At 68.4% G+C, this 16230-nt stretch carries 14 protein-coding genes; 7 read left to right on the top strand and 7 right to left on the bottom strand.

The features are described 5' to 3' along the window. The first annotated feature begins 259 nt into the window (after positions 1–259). A complete protein-coding gene (locus tag EBN03_RS07480) occupies positions 260–796 on the top strand; it encodes a hypothetical protein (protein WP_122187167.1) in 537 nt (178 codons plus the stop codon). A 113-nt stretch (positions 797–909) separates the two neighbouring features. On the opposite strand, the gene glfT1 is transcribed toward EBN03_RS07480, so the two are convergent. The 4 genes from glfT1 to EBN03_RS07500 form a co-directional block, all read right to left on the bottom strand. Further along, on the bottom strand, positions 910–1818 hold the full coding sequence (gene glfT1, locus EBN03_RS07485; RefSeq protein WP_122187168.1) for a galactofuranosyltransferase GlfT1: 909 nt from the start codon (positions 1816–1818) through the stop codon (positions 910–912). Next, a complete protein-coding gene (wzt, locus tag EBN03_RS07490) occupies positions 1815–2630 on the bottom strand; it encodes a galactan export ABC transporter ATP-binding subunit Wzt/RfbE (protein WP_122187169.1) in 816 nt (271 codons plus the stop codon). The genes glfT1 and wzt overlap by 4 nt, the downstream gene beginning before the upstream one ends. A gap of 8 nt (positions 2631–2638) precedes the next feature. Further along, on the bottom strand, positions 2639–3523 hold the full coding sequence (wzm, locus tag EBN03_RS07495; RefSeq protein ID WP_122187170.1) for a galactan export ABC transporter permease subunit Wzm/RfbD: 885 nt from the start codon (positions 3521–3523) through the stop codon (positions 2639–2641). Positions 3524–3668: 145 nt separating this feature from the next. Beyond that, positions 3669–4214, bottom strand: a complete 546-nt coding sequence (locus EBN03_RS07500) for a bacterial proteasome activator family protein (RefSeq protein ID WP_199742654.1) — start codon at positions 4212–4214, stop codon at positions 3669–3671. 139 nt (positions 4215–4353) lie between these two features. On the opposite strand from EBN03_RS07500, the gene EBN03_RS07505 reads away from it, so the two are divergent. Further along, complete coding sequence (locus EBN03_RS07505; RefSeq protein ID WP_122187172.1) at positions 4354–5559, top strand: cysteine desulfurase-like protein; 1206 nt, start codon at positions 4354–4356, stop codon at positions 5557–5559. A 113-nt stretch (positions 5560–5672) separates the two neighbouring features. Here the strand turns inward: EBN03_RS07505 and EBN03_RS07510 are convergent, their stop codons facing one another. Continuing rightward, the gene (locus tag EBN03_RS07510) at positions 5673–6662 is read right to left on the bottom strand and encodes an NAD(P)H-quinone oxidoreductase (protein ID WP_122187173.1); all 990 of its coding nucleotides are present in this window, start codon (positions 6660–6662) and stop codon (positions 5673–5675) included. A 195-nt stretch (positions 6663–6857) separates the two neighbouring features. Between EBN03_RS07510 and EBN03_RS07515 the strand changes: the two genes are divergently transcribed. Then, on the top strand, positions 6858–7259 hold the full coding sequence (locus tag EBN03_RS07515) for a MarR family winged helix-turn-helix transcriptional regulator (protein ID WP_122187373.1): 402 nt from the start codon (positions 6858–6860) through the stop codon (positions 7257–7259). Here the strand turns inward: EBN03_RS07515 and EBN03_RS07520 are convergent. Beyond that, the gene (locus EBN03_RS07520; protein ID WP_147471485.1) at positions 7256–8761 is read right to left on the bottom strand and encodes an FAD-binding oxidoreductase; all 1506 of its coding nucleotides are present in this window, start codon (positions 8759–8761) and stop codon (positions 7256–7258) included. The genes EBN03_RS07515 and EBN03_RS07520 overlap by 4 nt on opposite strands. A gap of 537 nt (positions 8762–9298) precedes the next feature. Here EBN03_RS07520 and EBN03_RS07525 point away from each other — a divergent pair. From EBN03_RS07525 to EBN03_RS07535, 3 genes are all read left to right on the top strand, one after another. Further along, positions 9299–11566, top strand: a complete 2268-nt coding sequence (locus EBN03_RS07525; RefSeq protein WP_158675556.1) for a glycoside hydrolase family 65 protein — start codon at positions 9299–9301, stop codon at positions 11564–11566. A gap of 328 nt (positions 11567–11894) precedes the next feature. Further along, positions 11895–14252: an ATP-binding protein gene (locus EBN03_RS07530; RefSeq protein WP_122187176.1), complete on the top strand. Its 2358-nt coding sequence runs from the start codon at positions 11895–11897 to the stop codon at positions 14250–14252. 80 nt (positions 14253–14332) lie between these two features. After that, on the top strand, positions 14333–14638 hold the full coding sequence (locus EBN03_RS07535) for a hypothetical protein (protein ID WP_122187177.1): 306 nt from the start codon (positions 14333–14335) through the stop codon (positions 14636–14638). Between the two features lie 46 nt (positions 14639–14684). On the opposite strand, the gene EBN03_RS07540 is transcribed toward EBN03_RS07535, so the two are convergent. Further along, positions 14685–15356 carry an MBL fold metallo-hydrolase gene (locus EBN03_RS07540; RefSeq protein WP_233608225.1) on the bottom strand — a complete coding sequence of 224 codons (672 nt, stop codon included), beginning with the start codon at positions 15354–15356 and terminating at the stop codon, positions 14685–14687. A gap of 260 nt (positions 15357–15616) precedes the next feature. On the opposite strand from EBN03_RS07540, the gene EBN03_RS07545 reads away from it, so the two are divergent. After that, a complete protein-coding gene (locus EBN03_RS07545) occupies positions 15617–16216 on the top strand; it encodes a helix-turn-helix domain-containing protein (RefSeq protein WP_122187178.1) in 600 nt (199 codons plus the stop codon). Positions 16217–16230 lie beyond the last annotated feature (14 nt).

Below are 16230 nucleotides of genomic sequence, written 5' to 3' on the forward strand. Positions count from 1 at the left end.
AGTACTTCTCGGTGCAGCTTCTACTCGGGACTGTCCCGCGCCGCTCGATGGCCCGAGGCCCGAGCGGCCGGACCTGCTGTACCTGCGGCGCGGCTAGACTCGCTGCGCCTCCGGCCTGAGCGCACCGTCTTCCGCCTCTGCGAGCAATTCTTGCCGGATTCTCGCGATGATTGTGCGCTCACGCCGGAGGAGTCCACCGCATTGCCCCCGCCGATCTTCTGCGGTACGTTGCCCGGTTGCCGACAGGACGGGTACTGATATGGGATTCACTTCGAACCGGCTTCTGGTGCAAGGGAAGACACCGCAGCAGGTCTGGGAGCTGCTCGATGTCCACCCCACCGGAACTCGCGCGGAGGAACCCGAACCACCCCTGTGCGGCGCAGCACGCCCCGACGGTTCGTACCTCCTGGTGGCCCAATCGGCCGAGGAATCCGTAGAAGAGACATGGGATCTGGTGACCCTGTCGGCCGGCTGCGAGGTAATCGGTGTCGGGGAGATGGACATCGCCGGCGGCGCCGAAGTGGTCCTGTGGCGCGACGGCCGAAAGGTCTGGGGGATAGTCGCACCGATAGCCGACGAAGGTCCGGAGGCCTGGGGAGACCTCCCGACGGAGATCCGTTCGACGGTGGAGCGGGACGCACGATCCGGAGCCGACGACGATGGCCCCGACTACTTCAACGCCATCCTGAAGCTCGGCACGGCTCTGACCGGTTACGAATCAGGTTGTCCGATCGCCGAACCGGGAACGAACCCGTTCGAGACCCTCGGTTCCCATTCCCTCACGCGGTCATCGTGATTCACCCAGGCACTGACCGGTGGCTTCGCTGTAGACGGCATGTGGATGTGGTGGACGCCCGGGTCGGGCCGTTGGGGCCGGGGAATGTTCCAGGATTCGGATCGAACCCGAGCTCAGTCCGGTTTCTGGAACTGTTCCCGTCGCCCGAGGCGGCGCAGTCGCAACCACTCCTTCAACCCCTCCGGGTCCTTCTGTTGCACGAGGAAGAACCACCCGAACCGAGCCCACTCCTGCGGCAACAGCTTTCGCATGCCCGGCTGGGCCATGAGATAGCCGCGGTTGCGATAGGTGAAGTGGCGCTTGACCGGGTCGTCGGGGTACTGGGCGTGCATGCGGCCGCCGAGGATGGGCTTGAACTCCTCGGACCCGTTGGGGTGCAGGTAGGCGGTCTGCAAGCAAGTTCCGAACGGGAGCCCGGAGCGGACCAGCCGCCGGTGGACCTCCACCTCGTCGCCGCGGACGAACAGGCGCAGGTCGGGGACACCGATCTTGTCGATCGCGGGCCCGGCGATCAGCGCACCGTTGAACAGCGAGGCGATACCCGGCAGGAAGTCGTCGTCGCCGAGTTCGGAGCGCAGCCGCCGCCACACCACACCGCGGCGCAACGGAAACGCCAGCCGATCGGGCTCGTCGATGTCGCAGACCACGGGCGAGACCTCGGAAAGCCCGTGCCGCTCAGCGCATTCCAGCAGCATGCGCAGCACCTCGGGCCCTTCGGGGCGCCCGTCGTCGTCCGCGAGCCAAACCCAGTCCGCCCCTTGGGAAAGCGCATGCAGCATGCCCAGCGCGAACCCACCGGCACCACCGAGATTGTGCTCCGACCCCAGGTAAGTCGTCGGCACCGGCTGCTGTTCGACCAGCTCGCGAACTTCGGCTTCGTTCGCGTTGTCCACAACGATCAAGTGATCGATCGGACGTGCCTGGGTACAAAGCACTTTCAGCGACTCGGCGAGCAGTTCCCGGCGCCGGTGGGTAACAACGACCGCGACGACGCGGGCATTCGCGGACGTGTCGTGCTTCATGCCGATTTCTGCTCCAACTTTCGTTCCTGTTCCAGCTCGCGCTGGATCTGGGCGACGTGGTCGCCGGCTTCCGGCCCTTCGTACGCCCGCACCACATCCGCGATCTCGCCGCGCATCCGCATCTGACCGTGGTCGATCCAGATGGCGGTGTCGCACAGTTGCGCCAGGAATTCGTTGGAGTGACTGCAGAACACCAGGATTCCGGAGCGGGCCACCAGGTCCTGCAGGCGGTGGCGGGCCTTGCGCATGAATTCCGCGTCGACCGCGCCGATGCCCTCGTCCAGCAGCAGGATCTCCGGGTCGATCGAGGTGACCACACCCATCGCCAGCCGCACCCGCATACCCGTCGAGTAGGTGCGCAGCGGCATGTTCAGGTATTCGCCGAGCTCGGTGAAATCGGCGATCTCGTCGACCTTCGCCATCATCTGCTTGCGGGTCTGCCCGAGGAACAGGCCGCGAATGATGATGTTCTCGTAGCCGGAGATCTCCGGGTCCATGCCGACCCCGAGGTCGAACACCGGCGCCACCCGCCCGCGGATCCGGGCGCTGCCGCGCGTCGGTTCGTAGATGCCCGACAGCAGCCGCAGCAGCGTGGACTTGCCGGCGCCGTTGTGCCCGACCAGGCCCACTCGGTCGCCTTCGCGCAGCGACAGCGTGATCTCCTTGAGCGCCTCGACGACGACCACATCGGAGTTGTTGCGGCCGATCGAGCCGCCCGCCTTGCCCAGGAACGCCTTCTTCAGCGAGCGGGACTTGGCGTCGAAGATCGGGAACTCGACCCAGGCGTCCTGAGTATCGATACTGACGGTCATGTCGCCTCTCACACCCAGTACGGGACGCGGGAACGGTACTTCTTCATCGCCAGGATCGCGATCATCCAGCCGACGACGGTGATCGTCCCCACCACGGCCCAGCTCAGGCGGTGGATCGGCTCACCGAGCAGCGGGGCCCGGACGATCTCCAGGAAGTGATAGGTCGGGATGATCTCGACGAGCCGGGCGCGACCGCTCACCGACGCGTTGCCCTGCAGCGCCTTGGTGCTCCACATGACCGGCGTCAACACGAACAGCATCATGACGAAACTGCCGAGCAGCGGCGCGAAGTCGCGATAGCGGGTGCTGAGGATGCCGAACACGATCGTGACCCACAGCGCGTTGAGGAACACCAGCGCGATCCCGGGCACGGCGAGCACCACCGTCCAGTGCACGTGTTTCCACACCCATGCCAGCATGACCAGGTAGATCACCATGTTGTGGGCGAAGAACAGGAATTGTCGCCAGACCAGCCGGTAGACGTGCACGCTCAGCGCGGACGGCAGCTGCTTGATCAGGCCCTCGTTGGCGACGAACACCTCGCCGCCCTCGATGATCGCCGCGTTGATCACGTTCCAGACGATCAGGCCCACGGTCACGTACGGCAGGTAGGTCCACAGATCCTGGTTCAGGATCGCCGAATACAGCAGACCCATCGCCGCGGCCTGCAGGCCGGTGGAGATCGTGATCCACAGCGGACCCAGCGTCGAGCGCCGGTAGCGCTGTTTGATGTCCTGCCAGCCGAGGGACAGCCACAACTCACGCTGGGCGAATCCGTCGCGGAAGTCCTTGAACGCGCGCCGCAGCGACTGGGAATCCGACACCAACGGTACCGGGGCGTCGGCCGGGGTCACAGCTTCGGTCGGCGCGTCGGCGGAGGCAGTGGCAGGCACACTGCGACTGTAGCGGTGCTCGAACCCGCGGGTACGGGTTGGGCACCTTTGCGTCCGATTGACGAACTACCTCCGACAGTGGTCAGCGCGCTCGTCACATCCGCGACAGCGGTGCTGGTCACAGCCCGCAGCGGTCCGGCGACGTTCAGAGGTACTGCCCGCCGCCGCTCAGGCCGCCCTCACGCCCGGTGTGCGCGCCCGGCGGCAGCGCGTGGCGTATTTGTTCCAGCTGCGCCCGGGCCGCCATCTGCTGGGCGAACAGCGCCGTCTGGATGCCGTGGAACAGGCCCTCCAGCCAGCCCACCAGCTGGGCTTGCGCGATTCGCAGTTCGGCGTCAGTGGGGATGGAGTCGTCGGTGAACGGCAGGGTCAGCCGTTCCAGCTCGTCGCGCAGTTCCTCCGACAGCCCCGACTCCAGTTCGCGGACCGAGGTCTTGTGGATGTCCTTGAGCCGGCTGCGGCTGGCGTCGTCCAGGGGAGCGGCACGCACCTCCTCGAGCAACTGCTTGATCATGGTGCCGATCCGCATCACCTTCGCGGGCTGCTCGACCATGTCGGCGAGCGACTCCTCCTTGGCGTCGGCGTCCGTGTCCGCCGGGTCGGTGCCCGCCGCGCCGCCCATTCCTACCAGGGGCTGGCCGCCGGGGCCGATCACGAGGATGGGATCCGGTCCCTGATCCGAGTGCGTCATGCCTCCCATCATGTCGTGTTCGAGTGGATGGCGCGAGGAGTCGCTGCGCGGAGTCCGGAGCGGGCGGCGCGAGCGGTCGCGGGTGCGGCTGGGGCAACACGGTTACGCCGACCGGGCCGCTGCGCTTAGAGTGACTGCCATGACTTACGACGTCGCGCGGGTTCGGGGGCTCATACCGTCCCTGGGCGACGGCTGGATTCACCTCGACCCGCAGGTCGGCATGCTGGTTCCCGATGCCGTATCCCGGGCGGTGTCCACCGGTTTCCGCACTTCCGCGTTCACACACACCAACCGGCACGCAGCCGCACAGCGCAGCGCCGCGATCCTCGAGTCGGCGCGGGAAGCGGTGGCGGACTTGGTCGGTGGCGATCCGGCCGGCGTGGTACTCGGTCCCGACCGGGCCGTGCTGCTGGCCTGGCTGGCCGAGTCGCTGAGTTCGCGGCTCGGGCTCGGCACCGGAATCGTGTTGTCCCGCTTGGACGACGAGGCCAACGTCGCACCCTGGCTGCGCATCGCCAACCGCTACGGCGCCCACGTGCGCTGGGCCGAGGTCGAGATCGAGACCTGCGAGATGCCCGCCTGGCAGTTCGAGGAACTCATCGGTCCCACCGCGCGACTGGTCGCGTTGACGGCCGCCTCACCCTTCGTCGGTTCCGCGCCGGCGGTCCGGGTGGCGGCCGACCGGGTCCACGAGGTCGGCGGCCTGCTGGTCGCCGACTGCTTCGGCGCGGCACCCTACGCCCTGATCGACATCGAAGAGCTGAACGCCGACGTGGTCGCGCTGTCCGCGCCGGCCTGGGGTGGTCCGCAGGTGGGCGCGCTGGTGTTCCGCGACCCGGCGTTCCTGGACCGGATCCCGTCGATGTCGTTGAACCCGTACGCGAAAGGCGCCGAACGGCTCGAGGTCGGCGGCCACCAGTACGCGCTGCTGGCCGGCCTCACCACGTCCATCGACTACCTGGCCGGCCTCGACGAGCGCGCCCGCGGCACCCGCCGGGAGCGCCTGGAGATCTCGATCTCCTCACTGCAGGACTACCACGACCACCTCTTCGAGTACCTGATGCAGGTGCTCGACCAGGTCCCCAACCTGACCATGATCGGCAAGGCCTCGACCCGCATCCCGACGGTGAGTTTCACCATCGCCGGCATGCAGGCCGAGAAGGTTTCCGCCCGCCTGGCCGATCGCCGCATCGGCACGGTCAGCGGGGTGCACGGCGGTAGCCGCCTGCTCGACGCGCTCGGGGTGAACGACGAGGGCGGCGCGGTCACCATCGGGCTCGCGCCGTACACGACCCGGCACGAGATCGATCAGCTCGCCCGGGCGCTGTCGAACCTGGAGTACTGAGCCGCGCAGGCCCGAGCCCGGCGCCGCGCACGCTCGACCGTCCGCAGCGGCGGCATCCCGAGCCTCGGAATGCCGCGCCGGCTCAGGAGCCTCGAACTGCCGTGCGCCTGGGTTCACCCCTGCGGCACGACCAACAGCACCTTTCCGACGGTCTGCGCACCGTCCAGCAGCCGGTGTCCCTCGGCCGCGTCGGTGATCGGCAGCTCGGCGTGCACCACCGGCACCACATGTCCGTCCGCCACCTGCTCCCACAGGTGCCGGCGCAGGTCGGCGATGATGTCGGCCTTACTCGAGCGACCGGTCGCCGGTCGCGCCCGCAGTCCGGCCGCGTGCACGGTCGCCCGCTTGGCCATGAGCGTGCCCAGGTTGAGGTCGGCACGCACCCCACCCTGCATGCCGATGACGCAGAGTTTGCCGTCGGGCGCCAGCGCCTCGATATTGCGATCCAGGTAGGCGGCACCCATATTGTCCAGAACCACGTCGGCGCCGCCGAATTCGCCGAGTACCGCGACGAAGTCCTGTTCGCGATAGTTGATCAGGATGCTCGCACCGAGCTCCGCGCAGCGGTCCAGCTTGTACTGCGAACCCGCCGTGACCGCGACCCGCGCGCCGCGGCGGACCGCGACCTGAACGGCGTGTGTCCCGATTCCGCTGCCCCCGCCGTGTACGAGCAGCAGCTGCCCGGCGTGCAGCCCCGCGTACATCACGACGTTCGACCAGACGGTGGCCGCGACCTCGGGTAATGCCGCCGCCGCGACCAGATCCACGTTCTCGGGTACCGGCAGCACCTGCCCGGCCGGGACCAGTACCCGCTGCGCGTACCCGCCGCCGGACAGCAGCGCGCACACCCGATCGCCGGGCGACCACTCGCGCACACCAGCGCCGACCTCGGCGATCACCCCGGAGCATTCGAGGCCGAGGATCTCGCTGGCACCCGGTGGCGGCGGATAGAAACCTTGGCGCTGCAACAAATCCGCGCGATTCACCCCTGCGGCCGCTACTTCGATCAGCACCTCGCCCGGACCGGGAGCGCCCGGATCGGGCACCTTGCTCCAGCGCATGACCTCGGGTCCGCCGAATCCGTCCAGCGTGATTGCGTCCATGCCGCCGATTGTCACATCCCGGACGGTGGGTTGGCGCGGTTGTGCCCCGCCGGAGGCTGACGTTGTAGCTGGTCGCGACGATAGAATGTCGGTGTGGCCTACGAACCGAGTGGTCGTACGGCGCCGGTACCGCAGTGGCTCGACCCCAGTGAGCAGCAAGCCTGGCGCTCGTATCTCGACGGCCACCAGCGGCTGATGGCGGAGCTGAACCGCCAGCTTCAGCACGACAGCGCACTTACGCTCACCGAGTACCGCATCCTGGTTCTGCTGTCCGAGGCGCCGGGGGTGGCGTTGCGGATGAGCGACCTGGCCGCGGCCCTGGTCTGCTCCCGCAGCCGCCTCACCCACCAGATCCGCCGCATGGAGCAGTCCCGCCTGGTGCGCCGTACCGCCTGTGAGGACGACGGGCGCGGCGTCATCGCCCACCTGACCCAGGACGGCCTGCGCCGGCTGCGCGCGGCGGCCCCGGGCCACGTGGCCGCGGTCCGCCGCACCTTCCTGGACCTGCTGTCCACGGGCCAATTGGAAACTGTCGGAACGGTTTTCGATCGGGTGTCGACGGAGCTCAACCGCCACAGCGAACTCGAGACGAATTAACCGTCCAGCACGCTGAAGATCCGGTTGCCCGGGTCGACGCAGCGGCGGATCTCGGTGAGCCGGTCGTAGTTGTCGCCGTAGTAGCGGGCCAATGCGTCGCCCGGTTCGAGGTAGTTGGCGTACGCGCCGGCCGACACCGATTCGAAGAGTTCGTGCGACGAGGTCACCCAGGCCTGCGCGACCTCGGGTGGAATCGGCTGGTACGCACCCCATTCCACGAGTGCGGCGTGGTTGCGCCACGGAAATGCGGTGTCCTCGGCCGCGGTATCGCGGATCGCGCCGTCGAGGGTGTTGATCTGGACCCAGCCCGTACCACCGCCTTCGGAGAATGTGGTGAGCGACTGGATGATTCGGCCGATGGCGTCCGGGGTCAGCTCCTCGACCACGTCGGAGCCGTTGGTGAAGCTCGCGCGCGGCTGGGTCGAGCAGCCGCCGGCCAGGTACCGGACGGCGTCGATGTGGCCGAGGGTATCGATCTCGACCGACAGCGGCACCATCCCGATCGCGCTCGCCAGCGCCGCCGCGGCCGGGCCGCCGGTCAGCGCCGGGCACACCAGTTGCATCCAGCAGTCCAGGGCACCGTTGCCGTCGGCGTCGATGCTGATGTCGGCCCATTGGGCGCGGTCGGCGGTCTGCAGCCATTGCGTCCAGCCGGCGATCACTTCGCCGGCGCGGTCGCCGGGAAAGGTCAACCGCACCAGGTCTTTCGGCGTGGCCGGGATCGTGTCGAAGGTGAACGAGGTGACGATGCCGAACAGCGGGCCGCCGCCACGGATCGCCCAGAACAGGTCGGGCCGCGAGGTGGCCGACACGTCGGTGACGGTGCCGTCGGGCAGCACCATGGTGGCCGCCGTCAGCCGGTCACAGGTGACGCCGTAGCGGCGGGATTCGAAGCCGAGGCCGCCGCCGAGGGTGAGTCCCGCGATGCCGACGTCGGGGCACATGCCGGTGGGGATGGACTGCCCGTACCGGTCGAGCTCCTGGTACACCTCGTAGAGGGTGTGTCCCGGCGCCACGACCGCCTGCCCGCCGCCGTAGCTCACGCCGCGCAGCCCGCGCACGTCGATGATCATCACGTCGTCCGCCGACGAGACCCCCGCGTAGGAATGGCCGCCGGAACGGGCCGCCACCACGATGCCGTGCTGCGCGGCGAAACATATTGCGGTGCGGACATCTTCGACGGTTGCGACCTGGACCACCGCGAGCGGCGTCCGGTCGTCGAACCGAGTGTTGAAGATCTGCTTGGCGGCCGGGAAACCGGGATCGCCGCCGAGCAGGACGCGACCGGCGATCCGGCTCCGCAGGTCGTTCCAATCGGTTTTGATGCTCGTGGATCCGGGTAGTCCCGACATCGATTGGGCTTGGGCCACTGCGGGTTCGCCGGAACGGGACAATGCGGCGAATCCGGCACCGGCGACGGTGGCTCCGATCAGGCTGCGCAGGAACGTGCCCCGCGAGAATTCGTTTCCGGCGCGCGCCGGTCCTTCCTTTCCCCCCTTCATCTCGGCCGCCTGGACATGATTGCGCACAGTACGAGCACGAGCCCTCCAGATTATGGATCCGATCAGCAGCACCGGGAAAAGAGACCGCGAGTGCTGAAGGTCTTCGTCGAGCCGGATACCTCAATGCATTCAGCTCGAGTATACGGGGGATATTCCGGTCCGATCCGGGGCGGTAAGGAAAGTCCCAGGTAGCTCTGAGGTCAGCGTAATCGATTGTCGAGCAATAGATTAGGGCGCCGGTACGCCCGGCATCCGGGCCGGGAAAGGGCAGTCGGAATTATTCCGGAGTCGGTGATCGAAAGGATCAACATGGCAATCCGGGCGGAAATCGCCGTCGGCGATTTCCGGCATTTCTCTCCGGCGCTTCCGATGCCGGATTCGCGCGCCAGCTGACATGATCGGGACTTGCGCTCGACCGATCCGTCACCCGCGACCCGGAGATCCGTTATGCACGAGAACTTCCCCCGCGCCGATGCCCGGACGTCCCGCCGGGAACCCCCGGTTCGAGTCGGTGCACACCGCGCAGATCCAAAGGTCTTGCAGGGTGCCGGTTTCCGTCGGTTCCTGATCGCGGTGATCCTGATCGTGGCGTCCGCGCCCGGCGCGTTCGTGCCGGGGATCGCCGCCGCCGAGCCGGACGCCGGATGGTCGGCTGTGTCGGACAGCTTCGCGCCGGACGATTTCCGTGCCGCACCATATCTCGGGAATGGGCGGATCGGGACGATGCTCCCGCCCAGCGGCGGCGGGTATCACGATTACGGCGACGCGGTGCGAACCGCGTTCCCGCTGGAGCAATCCCGCTACACGGGTACCTATCTGGCGGGCTTCTACGCGCAGGCCGCCCCCTCACCGGCCTATACGCAGGTGATCGCGGCGTTGCCCGGCTGGTCCGGGTTCGACATCGGCGTCGGAGCCGATCGGTACACCCCGGAGGTGGATCCGGCGACGATCGGTGACTACCGGCAGACGCTGGACTACCGGACGGCGGCGGTGACCACACGTGCTACCTGGGCGCCGGAACCCGGTGTGGCAGTGCGACTGTGCTTCGAGACGTTCGTCTCCCGCGCAACGCCCGATCTCGCGGTGCAGCGCTTGACCGTCACCCCGAGCTACTCCGGGGATCTGGTCGTCACGGACCGGCTGGATGCCGCGGCCGAGCGGCGAGTCACTCCGGTAACCACCTTCGCCGACCCGGTGAACCACCGTGTCGTGGCCGGGGTGCGGGCGGACGGTACCGCGGACACCGCATTCGTGGTCTCGACTATCGATGCGCCCCAGCGGAGTACGCCGCAGGCCTGGCCGGACGGCAGCGGAATCGATTACCGCACAACGGTTACCGCCGACCGTAGCTACACCTTCACCAAGTACGTGGGGATCTCGTCCACCGACTACGCCGCCGACCCGCTCGCCGCGGCGACGTCGGCCGCCGAGTCCGGTCGCGCAGCGGGTTTCGACGCGGATCGCAGTCGGCATATCGCTGAGTGGAACACGCTGTGGCAGAAGGGAATCGACGTTCCCGGCCGCGACGACTACAACCGATGGATCCGGGCCGCACTGTATTCGGTGCTGGCGAGCGTACGCGCCGGTGAACACTGGTCGGTGCAGCCGACGGGACTGTCGTCCGACGACTACGCCGGAATGACGTTCTGGGACGCCGACACATGGATCTTCCCGACCCTGCTGGCGCTGTACCCCGAGCTGGCGCGCACCATCGTCGACTTCCGCGGCGCCGCACTGCCGACCGCGCGGGCCAATGCCCGCGGGTACGGCCTGCCGGGCGCCTTGTATCCGTGGGACGACGGCCCCGCGCAGCGGTGCGCCTCGCCGGCGGGCTGCGGGCTCATGGAGGAACATCTGCACAACGAGATCGCGCTGGCCCAGTGGCAGTACTACGTCGCGACCGGCGATCGGGAATGGCTCCGGACCAGCGGCGCCCCGGTGATCACCGCGATCGCCGACTACCTCACCGCCCGGGTCGGCCCGAAAATGCCCGACGGCAAATACCATTACCTGCCCTCGGCCGGCGCCGACGAATACGTGCCGTTCTCGATCGACAACGCCCTGACCAACGGCGGCGTGGTGAACACCATGCGGATCGCCGCCGCGGCCGCCCAACTGACCGGGCTGCCCGTCGATCCGCGCTGGGCCGATATCGGCGCGAACATGGCGATGCCGCCCGATATCGCTCCCGGTGTGCCGGCCGAGTACCTCGGCTACTCGGGCGCCCCGATCAAGCAGGCGGACACCGCCCTGCTGAGCTACCCCTTCGCCTATTCCGGGCCGGGCTATTCGCCGTCCGCGACCCTGCACTACTACTTCGACCGCACCGATCCCGACGGCCCGAATATGAGCAATGCCGTCGGCGCGATCCTGTCGGCCGCATACGACCCGTGCCGTACCCAGGACTACCTCGACCGTTCCGTGCAGCCCTATGTCCGGCCGCCTTTCGACTTCCAGTCCGAGGCCCGCGGCGATCGCTCCGGCGCCAATGCCCTCGGCCAGTCGGCCTGGATCTTCGTCACCGGGGCGGCCGGCTTCCTGCAGGGCCTGCTCTACGCCCCTACCGGCCTGCGCTGGACCGACCCGATTCCACGCCTGGATCCGATGCTGCCCAACGGTTTTCCGGACGGTCTCACAATCCGCGGCCTGTCCGTCGGCACCGCCACGCTGACCGTCGACATCGAGCCGGCGGAAACGACGCTGACGCTGACCTCCGGCGAACCGGTCACGGTCGACACGCCGGCCGGGGTGCAGACGGTCACCTCGGGAGCGCCGGTATCGCTGCCGACGCGACGGGCGTGCTGAACATGACCTGGACGGCCTATCGGATCGGTACCTCGGTGGCGCGTGGGAGATCCGTCAGGCGGCGACAGGGGGTGGTACGAGTAGGCGAGCCGGGCTGCCTACCTCCCCACAGCGGGGCCCCATGGCATGAAGTCGATGCGGTCCCACCCCCTCGGTCGCGTACGCCTCGGCAGTCTGTCCGACCGGAACGGACATTACCCGGATTCGCGGTGGTAGCTGACCGGTCGTGCCGCACGGGCTGCGGCATCATCGACGCCGAGGGCTGCGCAACCGGCCGGGTCGGCGCGAAGATCTGGCCGGCCGGGCCGATGTGGTGGACCATCGATGTGTGGATGCTCGGGCGGAAGCCCCGTGGCTCGACACCTCGATCGCGGCCGCCGGCCCCGACCGTCCGCTCCCGGCCGGCCTCCCGCAACCCGTCACCACCTGCATCGGCCGTGAACCCGACCTCGCGGAATTGCGCGCCACCCTGCGAACGCACCGGATCGTCACCCTGACCGGCGCGGGCGGTGCGGGCAAGAGCCGTCTCGGGCTGGAGTTGGCCCGCGAATGCGGTGCGGAATTCGCGGGCGCGTGCTGGCTCGTCGAACTGGCCGCGGTGACCGATCCGGATCTGATCCCGCGGGCGATCGCGGCGGCCGTCGGGGTGCCCGAGCACTTCGAACGGCCCGCCGCCGACGGCCTCGCCGCCCGCCTGGGTCCGGCGAATGCCCTTGTCCTGCTGGATAATTGCGAGCATCTGATCGCCGCGACGGCGGCGGTGACGGCCGAGCTGCTGGCCCGGTGTGGCGGGCTGCGGATCGTCGCCACCAGCCGGGAACGCCTCGGAATCACCGGCGAGGCCGTGCACCACGTGCGCGGGCTGAGCGTGCCCGATTCCGACGATCCCGCCGTCGTCGCGCGTGCGGACAGCGCACGCTTGTTCCTCGCGCGGGCGAGCGCGCTGCAACCCCGGTTGCGGCTGACGGCGGCCAACGCGCGCAGTATCGGGCAGATCTGCCGGCGCCTCGACGGGCTGCCGCTCGCGATCGAGCTGGCGGCCGCGCGGGCCGGTTCGCTCGGTGTCGAGCAGGTCGCGGCGCGTCTGGACGACCAGTTCGCGCTGCTCACGCAGGGCAGCCGCGTCGGTTTGCCGCATCATCGGACCCTCGCCGCCGCGGTCGACTGGAGCTACCACCTGCTGACTCCCGCCGAACGCGAGTTGTTCGAGAACCTGGCGGTGTTCGCGGGCAGTTTCGCGATCGACGACATTCGCGCGGTGTGCGCGGGCGAAACCGATGATCTGCTGGCGGGTTTGATCGACAAGTCGCTGGTCGTCTTCGATCCGGACAACCCGCCGAACTGCTACCGGCTGCTGGAGACCCTGCGCGGTTACGGGCAGGCGCGGCTGCGCGAGCGCCCGGACGGCGACCGGATCTCGGCTGCCCACGCCGCGCATTTTCGCCGGGTGGCCGAGTCCGCGCGCGCGGCGTTCCACGGTCCGGCCGAACTCGTGTGGCTGACCCGGCTGGAAGCGACGCATCCGAATATTCGTGCCGCGCTGACCTGGTCGGTCGAACACGGTGATGTGGTCACCGCGACCGCGATCGCCGGTGCGATTCCGCATTTCTGGGGTACGCACGGGCACTATCGCGAGGGACGGCAGTGGCTGGCCAGGGTGGCGGCCATGCCCGGTACGGCCGGCCCGTTCCTGACCGCGCGGGCCCTGCTCGCCACCGGGATTCTCGCGATCATCCAAACCGATGTGCCACCCGCGCGGGACGCGCTCGACCGGGCGGCCGCCATGTTCGGCGAACTGTCGGATCACCCGCTGCGGGCGCACGCCCTGCGGTACCGCGGCTTGACCGCGATGATGGCCGGTGACCTCACCGGCGCCGCGGACCACATCCGGGAATCGCTGCACTGTGCCCGGGCGGCCATCGCCGCCGGGCAGCCCGGCGGACGGCTCGCCGAGGGCTGGGCGTACCTGCTGCAGGTGGTGGCGGCGCTCGGCCGCCAGGACTTCCCGGCCGCGCGCGCCGCCGCCGAGGCCGCCGAACCGGTCCTGCTGGAATGCGGGGACCGGGAGGGAATCGGCTGGGTCTCGCTCGGTCTGGCCGTGACGGCGTGGCACGGCGACCGGCTCGCCGAAGGCGCGGCGCACGCGCGCACCTGTCTGGAGGTGTTCGCGGATCTACACGGCATGGCCGGGCTGGCCAACGGCCTGGCGGTCGCCGCCTACCTGGCGCTGAGCGGCTCGCGGGCACCCCGGTCCGCCGAACTGCTCGGTGCGTCCGAGGCGGTTCGCGAGGACACCGGGATCTCGCTGCTCCCGTTCGGCGCGTGGTGGGCGCTGGAACCGCGCGCCAAGGCCGCCACCGTGCTCGGTGCGGGCGCCTTCGACGCCCACCGGCGGACCGGCGCCGACGCGGCCCGGACGGACCTGCGCGGATTCGTCGGGAAGGCCATCGGCGAGCTGGCCGGAGAGACCGCCGAATCCACACCGGAGCAGACCCTGACTCCGCGCGAGAACCAGGTCGCGGAACTGGTCGCGCTCGGCCGCACCAATCGCCAGATCGCCCGTGCACTCGGCATTTCCGAGAAGACCGCCGAGGTCCACGTCCGCCACATCATGGGCAAACTCGATGCGCGCGCCCGCGCCGAGGTCGCGGCCTGGTACGCGGCCGCGTCCACCCGGAGTAAGTGATTTCCCCAATTACGCGCACACCCCTACGGGCCCGATTCTGGCTGGTGAAGGCCGGACATCGAACCTGAGAGGTGAGCGCAATGAGCTGGGCGACAACACACGAATGGTGGCAGACGGTCCGCGACGTGGAAGCCGAGATCGAACGCCGCCGAGACGGCATCCTGCCCTGGCAGCCGCGCTACGCCGAGATCTTCGGCAGCCGCGCCGGCCTCCTGACCGCACTCCGCTACCGCTGGGACCTCACCATGCAAGCCCAAGCCGACCTGGACTACGCCGAATCCACCGACCTACGCGAACTCCGGGCCCGCAACACCGGCCTGCTCCGTGTACTCACGAACACGGTATCCCCCGCGGTGGGTGTGGGAGTCGAACCCACGGTGGCGTGAACCACGAGGGTGGTATCACGTGGCGCGTACGTGCCGACAGGTTCGATCAGCCGATCGGCGGTGCGAGGTATTCCAGCGCATAACCGGCGCCCGAGGGGGCGACGCGTGCGATGCCGGGTGAGTCGAGGTGGGCGCCGGCCACGAAATGACTTGGCCGAGTGAGTCGTTCGAGGAGGGCCGCCCGGGCAGCGCGGGCCTGGGACTGGTTGCCGTCGAACTCCCAGGACACCTCCGGCTGATCGAATTGGAGCGTGGGAACGTGAACGGTGTCGCCCCAGACAAGAAGGTGGCCGGTGCTGCTTTCGATGTCGTAGACGGTGTGGCCGGGGGTGTGGCCCGGTGTCGGGATCGCGATCGTCCAGTCGTTGACGGCGATCTTCTCCGCCACGGGGACGACTCGATCGCGGACCGGCTCGAGCCGCCCGGTGAACACCGAGGTGTCGCCCGCGCCGATCCACACGCGCTCGAGTTTCGGGAACGCCTCCGAGCCGTCCGGCGCGATCAGGCCGCTCACATGGTCTTCATGGTTGTGGGTGATGGCCACATCGGTGATGCGCGCACGGTCGATGCCTGCTTCGTCGAGCGCGTCGTAGATCAATCCCATGGTGGGGTCGTGCCAGTTGTCGGATGCGCCGGTGTCGATGAGAAGCGATCGCGTGCCGTCGGTGACGAAGAAGGCGTTGACTGCCAGCCGCAAGTTGCCGCCGATCAGCGGCACGGTGGCGGGCAGCTCCTCGATCGAACATCCGTCCTCGTCGCGGAGCCGTGTCGGCGGCATGTCGATGTACCCGTCTCGCAACGAAATCACCTGCAGATCGCCGAATTCGAACGTCGCATGGTACCGGCTACTCGAGATCAAACGCATGGAAACCTCCATCAGGTCGAGCGTCTACACAGCTGTCTTCGATAGAAGATTACATCTTCTTTAGGAGAAAGCTAGACTGTGCGCGGTGAGATCTCCATCGATCGAGGAGCGCGGTGGTCGAGCAAGACGCAAACGAACCACACCACGGTGACGACCCGGCCGGCGCGTTCGGCGCTAACGTGCGGCGACGCCGTGAGGAAGCGAAACTGACGCTCGAGCAGCTGTCCATCCAGTCGTCGGTCAGCCGGGCCATGCTGTCCAAGGTCGAACGCGGCGAGAAGAGCCCGACGATCGGAGTCGCATCCAAGATCGCCCACGCGCTCGACGTCTCGCTCTCGGACCTGATCGGCGGGCCGACCGCCGCGTCCGGGGCGGCCGTGGTCATGCGCAAAAACGAGCGCCCGATCTTCCGCGATCCGGAAACCGGTTTCGAACGGCACATGGTGTCGGCTGCGCCGGGCGCGGGAACCGGCGAGCTAGTCGTTCACTATCTGCCCGCCCAAGTCTCCATCGGACTGCTGCCCGCATATCCGCCGGGTACGGAGAAACAACTTGTGGTACTCGAAGGCACCCTCACGGTCTTGCTCGGCGGGATCACCCAGACCCTGGACACCGGTGACTCGGTGTTCTTCCAGGCCGACATCGACCACGGCTTCGCCAACCGGACCGACAACCCCTGCGAATACATCATGGTCATCTCACGCCGAACCTGAACGGCCGCAGCATC

The organism is Nocardia stercoris (assembly GCF_003696265.1).
Classification (GTDB): domain Bacteria; phylum Actinomycetota; class Actinomycetes; order Mycobacteriales; family Mycobacteriaceae; genus Nocardia; species Nocardia stercoris.

Bases quoted from the DNA above. Each gene is read 5' to 3' on its own strand.
- EBN03_RS07480 (WP_122187167.1), top strand. From the start codon at position 260: ATGGGATTCACTTCGAACCGGCTTCTGGTGCAAGGGAAGACACCGCAG.
- glfT1 (WP_122187168.1), bottom strand. From the start codon at position 1,818: ATGAAGCACGACACGTCCGCGAATGCCCGCGTCGTCGCGGTCGTTGTT.
- wzt (WP_122187169.1), bottom strand. From the start codon at position 2,630: ATGACCGTCAGTATCGATACTCAGGACGCCTGGGTCGAGTTCCCGATC.
- EBN03_RS07500 (WP_199742654.1), bottom strand. From the start codon at position 4,214: ATGACGCACTCGGATCAGGGACCGGATCCCATCCTCGTGATCGGCCCC.
- EBN03_RS07505 (WP_122187172.1), top strand. From the start codon at position 4,354: ATGACTTACGACGTCGCGCGGGTTCGGGGGCTCATACCGTCCCTGGGC.
- EBN03_RS07510 (WP_122187173.1), bottom strand. From the start codon at position 6,662: ATGGACGCAATCACGCTGGACGGATTCGGCGGACCCGAGGTCATGCGC.
- EBN03_RS07515 (WP_122187373.1), top strand. From the start codon at position 6,858: ATGGCGGAGCTGAACCGCCAGCTTCAGCACGACAGCGCACTTACGCTC.
- EBN03_RS07520 (WP_147471485.1), bottom strand. From the start codon at position 8,761: ATGAAGGGGGGAAAGGAAGGACCGGCGCGCGCCGGAAACGAATTCTCG.
- EBN03_RS07535 (WP_122187177.1), top strand. From the start codon at position 14,333: ATGAGCTGGGCGACAACACACGAATGGTGGCAGACGGTCCGCGACGTG.